General features: G+C 60.6%; 6 protein-coding genes and 2 pseudogenes. 7 read left to right on the forward strand and 1 reads right to left on the reverse strand.

Annotation, left to right across the window (positions count from 1 at the left end; all coding sequences use genetic code 11):
• Nucleotides 1-108 precede the first annotated feature (108 nt).
• The 6 genes and pseudogenes from QRM96_RS20535 to QRM96_RS20560 all read left to right on the forward strand — a co-directional run.
• Nucleotides 109-1,167 (forward strand): maleylacetate reductase, encoded by a 1,059-nt coding sequence (locus QRM96_RS20535; RefSeq protein ID WP_285320798.1) that lies wholly within the window; start codon nucleotides 109-111, stop codon nucleotides 1,165-1,167.
• Complete coding sequence (locus QRM96_RS20540) at nucleotides 1,164-1,313, forward strand: hypothetical protein (protein WP_285320799.1); 150 nt, start codon at nucleotides 1,164-1,166, stop codon at nucleotides 1,311-1,313. The genes QRM96_RS20535 and QRM96_RS20540 overlap by 4 nt, the downstream gene beginning before the upstream one ends.
• 152 nt (nucleotides 1,314-1,465) lie before the next feature.
• A pseudogene (locus QRM96_RS20545) lies at nucleotides 1,466-2,098 on the forward strand (DUF1097 domain-containing protein); the annotation flags it as partial.
• A 211-nt stretch (nucleotides 2,099-2,309) separates the two neighbouring features.
• On the forward strand, nucleotides 2,310-3,239 hold the full coding sequence (locus QRM96_RS20550; protein ID WP_285320800.1) for an SDR family NAD(P)-dependent oxidoreductase: 930 nt from the start codon (nucleotides 2,310-2,312) through the stop codon (nucleotides 3,237-3,239).
• A 200-nt stretch (nucleotides 3,240-3,439) separates the two neighbouring features.
• The gene (locus QRM96_RS20555) at nucleotides 3,440-3,895 is read left to right on the forward strand and encodes a MaoC family dehydratase (RefSeq protein WP_285320804.1); all 456 of its coding nucleotides are present in this window, start codon (nucleotides 3,440-3,442) and stop codon (nucleotides 3,893-3,895) included.
• Nucleotides 3,896-4,247: 352 nt separating this feature from the next.
• Nucleotides 4,248-4,700, forward strand: a pseudogene (locus tag QRM96_RS20560) (IS30 family transposase); the annotation flags it as partial.
• Nucleotides 4,701-5,287: 587 nt separating this feature from the next.
• Here the strand turns inward: QRM96_RS20560 and QRM96_RS20565 are convergent.
• The gene (locus tag QRM96_RS20565) at nucleotides 5,288-6,499 is read right to left on the reverse strand and encodes a PucR family transcriptional regulator (protein WP_285320802.1); all 1,212 of its coding nucleotides are present in this window, start codon (nucleotides 6,497-6,499) and stop codon (nucleotides 5,288-5,290) included.
• A 187-nt stretch (nucleotides 6,500-6,686) separates the two neighbouring features.
• Between QRM96_RS20565 and QRM96_RS20570 the strand changes: the two genes are divergently transcribed.
• Nucleotides 6,687-9,263, forward strand: coding sequence for a flavin-containing monooxygenase (locus QRM96_RS20570; RefSeq protein WP_285320803.1), 2,577 nt, complete (start codon nucleotides 6,687-6,689; stop codon nucleotides 9,261-9,263).
• Nucleotides 9,264-10,082 lie beyond the last annotated feature (819 nt).

Here is a 10,082-nt window from a genome sequence, read left to right on the forward strand (position 1 = left end):
ACACTGTAGTGGCAAAGGCTACAGGTCCGGGGCGGAATCCCACACCGGACCTGTAGCTTGCAGCCTCTACCGCCCCGACCAACCTCAGTCCGCCGACCAGGAGCTACGATGACACTCCAGTTCGAGCATGTATCTCCCCGTCAGCGGGTGCTCTTCGGCAACGGCAACGCAACAGAGGACCTTGCTGCCGAAGCTGCACGGCTGAAAACCCAAAATGCGATGGTAATCTCCAGCCGCAGGTATGCGGACGTGGCGGAGACCATCACCCAAGACGCCAAAGTCGCCCTGCATTATCACGACGTGGTGGAACATGTCCCCGCCGCGGCAGCGGAGGCAGCCCGCACGGCCGCCGCTTCACACAACGTCGACCTCCTGGTTGCCGTGGGCGGCGGATCGGCCATCGGACTGGCGAAGGCCGTTGCGCTCACCACGGGTCTGCCCATCGTCGCGGTACCCACCGGCTACGCCGGGTCCGAGGCCACGAATGTCTGGGGCATCACAGCGGACCACCGCAAGACCACGGGGGTTGATGACCGTGTGCTGCCGGCGTCGGTAATTTACGACGTCGAACTGACGCTTTCGCTGCCCGTGGCACTCTCGATGGCCTCGGGTTTGAACGCGGTTGCGCACTGCATCGACTCCCTCTGGGCGCCCCGCGCCCACCCGGTGAACGCCGCACTCGCCACCGAGGGCATCCGCCTGCTCGCCGGGGGACTGCCAGCGGTGAAGGCCGACCCCTCAAGCGTCGTAGGCCGGGAACAGATGCTGAGCGGGGCGTTCCTGGCGGCGACCGCCTTCGCGTCAGCCGGGGCGGGCATGCACCACAAGATCTGCCACGTCCTGGGCGGAGCGTTCAATCTTCCGCACGCTGCAACACACGCGGTGATACTTCCCCACGTCACAGCGTTCAACATACCGGACGCACCGGACGCGAAAAAACGCATCGCCGCCGAGCTGGGTAGTGCGGATGCGTCCACAGGCCTGGCAGGGCTATACAGCAGCATTGACGCCCCGCGCAGCCTCGCCGACCTCGGATTCCGCGAAGACCGGATCCCCGAAGCCGTGAACCTCATCCTGCCGCAGATACCGCCGTCGAATCCCCGCAGCGTCGAGGCTGCGGACCTTGAACGGCTGTTGCGCTCCGCTTGGAAAGGAAACACCCCATGATATTTCTGGCCCGTCACCTGGGACTGATGTTCCACCTCAACAGCAAGCAGGACGTCGCCTTGTGGGAGGCCGAGTTGGCAGTGCCCAGCCTGCGATTGACCTCGTCTGCCTGGGTGGGCTGGTACGAAGAGGACACCGCAACCTGACGAAAGTGAATTCGGCAAAAAGACCGGTCCAGTTTTCAGCCGCGCCCCGTGTACGTGCCGTCAAAGGCGCCCCGGCTTCGGCGGCGATCTCCACCTCCTTCGGCCGAATCACCTGGGTCAGATTCCTCTCATGGGCATGATTCTTCGCCGTCGGCGGCAAAAAGGCAGGACTGCTCAAAGCCATCCCCGCCAACCTCTCCGGCGTTCTCTTGGGCGCAGCAATCGTCCGGGGAGCAGCGAACCTCCCCGTTCCCGCGGCGCTGGGCATCGCCGTAGTCGCGATGGGCGTCCAGGCACGCTGGAGCGCGCTGGCCTTCATCCCGGGCACATTCGCCGGGATGCGCAGTCTACTTCGGCACCACCTTCGACGCCGCCGGCACATTGCCCTCATCGCCGGAGCCGGCCTCGGCTGGCTCTCCGAGTACACGGCGGGCCTTCTCACCAACGCCGGCAAGAAGCAGGCCGCACCCGCCCCACAGACCGAGTCCCCACACCACCATCGAGGAACCGCCATGAGTGCACCAACAGCGCAGGCCGCTGCCGGATCATTCGCCATCAAACACAGAATCTACGAACCCCAGGCATCACGGCGCTTCCGCGTCGATGACTGGTTCCGCCTCCCGGCAGCAACAGTAGAAATCCCCCGCTACGGCACCTACATCAGAACCGGCCGTGTGGAAGCCGCAACACCACTGGTCGCTCCCAGCAAAACCTCACCTTCCCGCACAATGCCGAGGGTTATGGCAGGCAATCCGACAACCACCCAAGCGGGCGTGCTGGAATGACGTAGCTAAGCGGAGGCTGGCGTCGTCCGCGGGTAGCCCTTTTGCAGATTGACATTGAACCTTGTTCCGGGGATCGGAACACCGGGTAGAGCCGCCTTGGCGACGTCGGCTTTGATAAGTCAGGTACACACGATTCCTGTTTCTGGGTTGTGTGTCGTTGCCAGGTCGGCAACGAGCACGAAGTTGCTACCCCGTGAAATGGAGGTGCGCAGTGAATCTGGCCGGCAAAGTGGCGATCGTTACAGGCAGCGGGCAGGGCTTGGGACTTGCGTATGCCAAGGAACTTGCAGGCCGTGGTTGTGCGGTCGTCATCAACGGAGTGAACGCGGAACGGGCCGAGCGTGCCGCAGCCCAGATACGAAGGGACGGTGGCCGCGCCGTCTCCGTTGCCGCCAATGTCGGCACCACCGAAGCGGCAAGGGCGCTCGTTAACGGTGCAATCGCTGCTTTCGGTCGACTCGATGCATTGGTGACAAACGCCGGCAACCTGCGGGACAAGAGCTTACTGAACATGTCCGACGAGGACTTCGACGTGGTCGTGAATGTTCACCTACGCGGAACATTTACCTGTGTACGGGAGGCCTTTTCCTACTTCAAAGACGCAGGCATTCGCGGCCGAATTATCACAATCGGTTCCCCCAGCGGGCAATACGGGAACTTCGGCCAGACAAACTATTCTGCCGCCAAGGCGGGAATCGTAGGGATGATGCGAACCTGGGCCCTGGAAATGAAGAAGTCAGGTGTCAATGTGAACACCGTTATTCCTGTCGCGGCAACGACAATGACCAAGGCCGTTCCATACTTCCAGAAGGCCCTTGAAGCAGAGGAACGCGGCGAAGCTATGCCCTCCTTCTTCCGCCGTGAACTTGGCTTCGGCAGAACAACAGACGTCGCAGGTCTTATCGCATACCTTGTTTCTGATGATGCAGCGGGTATAACTGGGCAGGTCATCGGTGTCGGGGGCGACCGCCTGCAACTCTGGGCGCACCCGGCGCCCCTCAGCAGCGATTATCACGACGGCGGCTGGGGCTATGAGGACCTTCAACAATATGGAGCGGAATTGTTCAAGCCGGAGAAGTTGCAACAGGTCGGCGCAACATTTCCACAGCTGCCACCAGAACTCCAACCCGGGACCTCTTAGCTCAAATCGGATGGCGACAACGACGGCGAACCGCCTAGCGCGAAATGGGCTGCCTTCCCTCAATGTCCGTTATGCACGCCTGTCAACCGCGTGGGGTTAGATGGTGCCTTCCGGCCTATCTTACGACGAACGCTTCCGAGAGCTTGTCGTCCACATAGCGACAAATGCCCGATGATATCGGACCCATGAAAGATTCAGGAATGCCGAACCTCGTAGTCGACTTCAAGGACCTCCCCAACATGGCAGGTACCGATCTCGGAACTAGTGATTACAGGGAGATAACGCAAGTGGATATTGACACTTTCGCCAACCTCACCGGTGACCGGCAATGGATTCACGTGGACCCCGAACGTGCACGAGAAAGCCCACTCGGCGCTACGATTGCGCACGGCTTCTTCATACTCTCTCTTATCATTCCACTCTGGAGTGAACCCTTTGACGTTGAGGGCGTGACAACCAAGCTCAACTACGGCCTCGATAAAGTACGCTTCACCTCACCGGTCAAGGTAGGCTCCAAGGTCCGGCCTCGCGCAACCATAACCGACGTCAGTGCTGTCGAACGCGGCGCAACGATCAAGGTGAAAGCAATAATTGAAATGAAGGACATCGAACGCCCCGCCGCCGTGGCTCAACTCCTGGCACGCTTCTACGTCTAACACCGCAAGCAGGGAAGTAGAGCGATCAGCAAGCCATTCGACGCAGCAACTCATCGCGCCGAGGGTTTCAAAACCAATAGACCGGAAGGGCGCCAAAAACACCCTTAACCCAGCTTCAACTGCACTCTTAGTCGTCCACCTGCAGCATGACTTCGTCTCACCGGGACTGTGGAAATAACGGGCTATCCAGCTCGACACGCCGGGCTGTGAGCCTGGCGGGGAGGAGCCCGATATGGCCGCGACACTTGAGGCTGTGCCGATTACGAAAACCGCTAAAAGCCTGACAGAGAAGTCTGAGGCCGAGGCCGCCCCCGAGCTGGTGAGGATGGCTAAGGAGCAGGGCCTGTCCCTCCGCGCTGTTCCCGGCCATTGGGAAAGGGACCTAATCATCGGTTCGACGGCATCGAAGCCCGCGATCGGGACCCTTGTCGAACGGGCCAGCGGTTACGTGATGTTGCTGCATCTGCCCGGGGATCACGCTGCCCGCACTGTGGCCGATGCCATAATCACCGCGATGAATAGCCTGCCCGAGCAATTGCGCCCTTCGACGACCTGGGATCAAGGAGCGGAGATGTCCCGGCATCAGGAGATCACGATGGCGACCGGTATGCCGATCTACTTCTGCGACCCACACTCGCCCTTGCAACGCGGCAGCAACGAAAACACCAACGGGCTCCTCCGCGAGTACTTCCCGAAAAGCACCGATCTGTCGTTCCACTGGCCCGGAATCCTCGAAAACGTCGCCGCGGAACTCAACCGCCGGCCACGGAAACGACACGGCTCGTGGCTCACCTGCATAGTCTGATCATCCGGGAAGTGGAAGGCCAACATCGCCGAGATCAGTTTGAGGCTCCGCCCGTCACGATCCACACTCCGATCAGCCGGCATAGCGCCTCCTGTTCGATTGGCTTTAACGGTTTGGGCCGGCGCCGGGCCTAATGCGCTCCGCGCGCCAATCTGGATCATCCCCCGCTCCGCCAGGTTCAAAGCCCGGCCCGGCCCTTCACTGAGGGCGCCGGATCTGCCAAGCCCCCAATGGCGCCCATATTCACAGTCATCATCTGGCCGACTGGGCCCACCAATTACTCCCGGTCGGGTGCACCGCTCCGGCACGCCGGGAGGCCTGCAGGATCGACAGTCCACCGCACACCAAATCAACAAAATCAGTACGGGCGGCCGGCGGAAACAACTTGACCGTGAAACGCTCCATCAATCAGAGCCTTGCAACCACCCTAGGAATTTGCCATCAAATCCTTGGAGGGAAGTGTCAATCAAACCTTTAGCAGTCCCAATAGCCTTTCGCTTGCGTCACCTATTTTTGGCGCAAGCCAAGAATTTTGCCTGTCAAAGTGGTTTCTATGAAGGGGCGGGTGTTATCGGTCGTTCCGGTCGCTAAGGTCTGCCTATTAGCTCCAACGAGTGGGCTAGATATAGCGCTAATTCCAGCTTCATTCGGTTTTGACCAACGGGGCAATTCAGGATCTGCTCTGCCCGGCCGATCCGATAGCGAACAGTGTTGTGATGGATACCCAGCACCGAAGCGGTTGCCCGGAAGCTGCCGCCTGTAGCGAAAAATTCCCAGAGTGTATCCCGCAGGACCGCCATCTCCGGCGTCGCGTCGCCAATAGTGCCAAGCTGCTCCAAGACGAAAGTCCTGCACCGCTCGTAGTTCTCGCTGCACATTGCCGCGATCTCGATCTCATCGAATTGGGTGACCGTCCCGGGCCGCTTGGCAGCTTTTCGTCCGACGCGTAGGGCTTCGAGCGCTTGCTGGTGGCTTCGGCGGAAGCCCTCAAGCCCAAAACCGGGTTGACCTTGCCCGACGAGGACGGACACCTGTTCGAAGGACGCCCTATCGTTCTTCCTCGTGGGAACCCAGCACCAGGTCGTGTTGACGTCGACACGGGCGACCAGGGGCCTGGCGTTGGCAATTGAACCGGCCAGCGCCCTGGCCAGCGAATCGAGAGGCGCGGAAGGCTGCCCGTCCTCGACCCGGCTCAGGACCAGGGCGACGTGCCATCCGGCGAAGTTGTACCCGAGCCGCATAGTTGCGACCTTGGGATCAAAGTCGCCGCCATCGAGCGCGCTGCTAACATACGCCGCCCTTTCCAACGTCCCTTCCTGTACCAGCCGGTCTGATTCGTCCCGGTAGGCGGCTTCGATACGGTCCAATATGACCTCGAGCCATGTCAGGAGGAACGACGTGCCATACTGGACTACCGCCACCTGCGCCTCGCTTTCGAGATCAAACCCTGCTACAGCACGGGCCCACTCATCGCACCAAAACGCTATCCCCACGCGGTACCCGCGAGTGAGGGCCGAGCGGTCGACGCCATGCTGGACCATGTCGCGGGCGATGCGCAACGTCTCTGCCGAGGGCACGATCTCTGTGGCGTCTTCGCCACGCGAAAGGGCGTGGATCAACGCCGCCGAGCCAATCCGACCTGATGCTTTGGCGAGCTCACGGACGCCGAGCCGGGACAACTCGGGAATCCGTTCGACAATGTAGCCCGCCGTGGCGTCTCCGATGTCGTCGATGCGGGGCAGCAAGGCTGTCGCCACGCGACGTGCCCGCTCCCGGACATCAGGATCAACACCGCTCACCGATATCACTTTCCTCTCATTCTGGCCCATTTGGTCGATTGGTCAATAGAGAGGGCTTTTCTCGGCCAACGGACCGAAGACCTGGCCTCCCCGACACGACACTCTTAGATTATGAGGGATCAGATCGTTCCCTGCATTGAAAGTTTTTCCGGGCGCTAGTCCGGTTCAGGAAACGAGGGAGTTTTCAATGAATGGACACCATGACGTCGTCGTTATAGGTGCCGGTTTCTCTGGCTTATATGCGGTTCACAAGATGCGCAACGAACTCGGGCTGTCAGTGAGGGCATTCGAAGCCGCTGACGGTATCGGAGGTACATGGTGGTGGAATCGGTATCCGGGAGCGCGGTGCGACTTTGAATCCGTGCATTACAGTTACTCGTTCTCCGACGAGATCCAGCGTGAATGGGAATGGACCGAAAAATTCGCCCCCCAACGAGAGATCCGATCGTATCTGGAATGGGTGGCCGATCGACTTGAGCTCCGCCGCTCGTTCCAGTTCGGAACTCGCGTGGAGTCGCTCACGTGGGACGAGCCTTCTGCCACCTGGGCCGTGCGAACGTCCGATGGCGAAGTTTGCAGCGCGCGCTACGTGGTCTCCTGCGTGGGCGGCCTGTCGCATCCCAAGAGCGTTGATTTTCCTGGGGCCGATCTTTTCACCGGCGAGCTTTATCGGACAAGCTCCTGGCCCGAGCACGAGGTGGATTTCGCAGGAAAGCGAGTCGGCGTGGTGGGAGTTGGCGCCTCGGGAATTCAGCTCGTCACGGCGATCGCCGAGAAGACGGGGGCCCTCACCATATTTCAGCGGACCCCGAACTTCGTAGGCCGGCTGGGTAACGAGCCTGTCGCTCCTGAACAACGTCGTTGGAACGCCGAGAACCACGAGCAGATTCGCGGCGAATCCGGGAGCTACCTGATGGGGCTCCCGTACGACAGGGCGCTGCTTCCAGCCAGTGCTGCCAGCCCTGAAGAACGCAGGGAAGTATATGACCGCTACTGGGAGCGCGGAGGTTTCTCACTCCTTACGTCCACCTTTAACGACCTGCTGTTCAACCCGGAATCTAATGAAACGGCAGCAGAGTATGTGCGAGGGAAGATCCGCGAACAGGTCAAGGATCCAGCAACCGCCCAACTCCTCAGCCCGCGGGATCATCCATACGCCACGAAGCGTCCTCCGTTCGTCGATGGCTACTATGACATCTACAACCTGCCCCATGTGCAGTTGGTAGACGCCGCTGCGGCGCCAATCCAGGAAATCACGGAGACCGGGATTCGCACGGCCGACGCCACGTACGAGTTCGACATGATCGTCCTGGCCACCGGATTCGATGCATTCACCGGCGCACAGCTCGCTATCCCCACCATCGGGCGGGATGGCATGACGCTGCAGTCCACGTGGCAAGATGGGCCTCGAAACTATCTGGGTATGCTCGGCGCAGGATTTCCGAACCTCTTCACGATCGTCGGGCCGCTCAGCGCAGCTGGCGTTGTCAACACCACCATGGTGACCGAAAAGCAAGTGGAGTTTGCCACAGCACTAGTCAGTGAAATGCAATCCCGCCACGCTACAACAGTTGAAGCCACGGCTGACGCTGAGGAACGCTGGGTGCACCTGTGCCGCGCGATTATAGCGATGTCACTCTACTCGGCATCCCCAAAGTCCTGGCACGTCGGTGGGAATGTCGAGGGCAAAGCTGTCACGGGCTACACCTTTATGCTCGGTGCGCCAATGTACAACGCCATCATCGAGCAGGCGCGGTCACACGGCTTCGCCGGCCTATCTTTCGACGGGGTGGCAACGGAGGTGCCGCCCCTGGTGCGGCTTGACCCGGCTGCCGCGGTCGTCGTAGCGGGCATGCTCAACGGCGGCACACCCCCCATGGAGCAGCTGACTCCGGAGATGATGCGCGGACTGATGGATGCCATGGGTGGCATGCAGATTACGGGTCCTGATATGCGCGTTGAAGAGATCGATGTGCCACGTATGAGGATCTACATTCCTGACAGTGTCGCGGTCGAAGGAGCAGAGAAAGCTCCTGTGCTGATCATGTACCACGGCGGTGGATTCGTCTCCGGGTCGCTCGAGACGCTTGACCCCACCTGCCGGCGCTACGCCGACAGCTTGGGCGCAATCGTTGTCTCGGCCACCTATGCACTTGCACCCGAGCATCCGTTCCCTGCCGGGCCCGACGATGCCTTCGCGGCATTGTTGTGGGTTCGAGAATACATCGGGGCGTATGGCGGAGATGCAGATCGAATTGCCCTTATGGGCGAAAGCGCGGGGGCTCATCTCGCCGCCGTAACCGCTATTCGCGCTCGTGACGAGCAGATTCCCGTCGCGGCTCAGATCCTCATGTATCCGGTCATCGACCCCGACGCAGATTCACCATCGAGGACCGAGCTTTCGGGCGGGCCATTCCTCACCGCGGCAGCATGTGAGAAGTTCTGGGCGATGTACCTCGATGGTGCGGATATTACGGCGCAAACCTCACCGAACCGGACAACGTCCCTGGCCGGGCTCGCCCCGGCGCTCGTTCTCACCATGGAGCTTGACCTGCTTCATGAAGAAGCAGAGAACTACGCCGATCTCTTGGCCGCAGCGGGCGTGACTATGGAAAAGCAACGTTTTGACGGCCTATTCCATGGGGTCTTCGGCATGAGCGCAATGATCCCGCGAGTTCAGGAGATTGACGCGAGCGTCGCGACATTCTTCGACCGTCACGTCGGATCCGTGCGATCGGAGCGTCAGGAAGAGATGAGTTCCTGAGTACGCGGCGCGTCGAAGGGACTCAAGGAAGACCATGAAGGTCGGAGAGCAGAGGGGATGCTCATTTTGGGTCTACGACTGGACGGTTGCCGTTAATCGCCGCCGATCTCCAGAATGGTTCCCGGAACGAAGGGAGCTCTTTTCGGAAGGTAGCCACAAAACCACTTTCGGCCACCTCGGCAGAAGTGCCATAGCGATGCAGCGACTGGAGGCTATCAGGTTATCTCGCTGATCCTGTGGAGCGGGCTGACATGTAGGTCCGATTGTCAAGAGGCCTAGGTGAGCGGCTCCTGAGTTGTGGTTCCGGGGGCCGATCATCGTGTGCCGGCCGGTCGAGGCGACTGGGTGTGCTAAGCCACCGGTGCGCGGACATGCCCATTTCCTTGACCACATGAGCCACCGGCCGCCCAGGATGCGTTCGATGATGATCCTTCTACCGTTCGGAGTCAGGCGGGCGTTACGGTGGGACATGGAGACCTCTTAGTCGTTGTCTACTTGTGGTAGCCACCAACTTAAGAGGTCCTCACCCATTCACGATGCAAATGACGTCATGACCCAGCACACCTTGGGGGAGGCGACCGCATTTTACGTCGCCCTCCAGCACGTTTCGATCTAACTTACCGTCACGGGTTCCGAAACCTGGCGGAAGGAGGTGAGTCCCGAATACGTAACGGCGCGCGACGGAAGCTTGCAAAGTTGGAAGAGAGCCGCCACGGCCTGACATTGGAGGCTCGGCCCCCTGTAACCTTGTGGTGGCTGTGATGGGTACTGCTGCAGGTGCGCTTGTGAGGCTGGCGCACCTGCAGCTGGAGGTCGTTA

The organism is Pseudarthrobacter sp. lyk4-40-TYG-27, from assembly GCF_030209295.1.
Lineage (GTDB): Bacteria > Actinomycetota > Actinomycetes > Actinomycetales > Micrococcaceae > Arthrobacter.

What these genes read in the sequence shown, in the direction of transcription:
- QRM96_RS20535 (WP_285320798.1), top strand. Translation starts at nt 109, where the DNA reads ATGACACTCCAGTTCGAGCATGTATCTCCCCGTCAGCGGGTGCTCTTC.
- QRM96_RS20555 (WP_285320804.1), top strand. Translation starts at nt 3,440, where the DNA reads ATGCCGAACCTCGTAGTCGACTTCAAGGACCTCCCCAACATGGCAGGT.
- QRM96_RS20570 (WP_285320803.1), top strand. Translation starts at nt 6,687, where the DNA reads ATGAATGGACACCATGACGTCGTCGTTATAGGTGCCGGTTTCTCTGGC.
- QRM96_RS20540 (WP_285320799.1), top strand. Translation starts at nt 1,164, where the DNA reads ATGATATTTCTGGCCCGTCACCTGGGACTGATGTTCCACCTCAACAGC.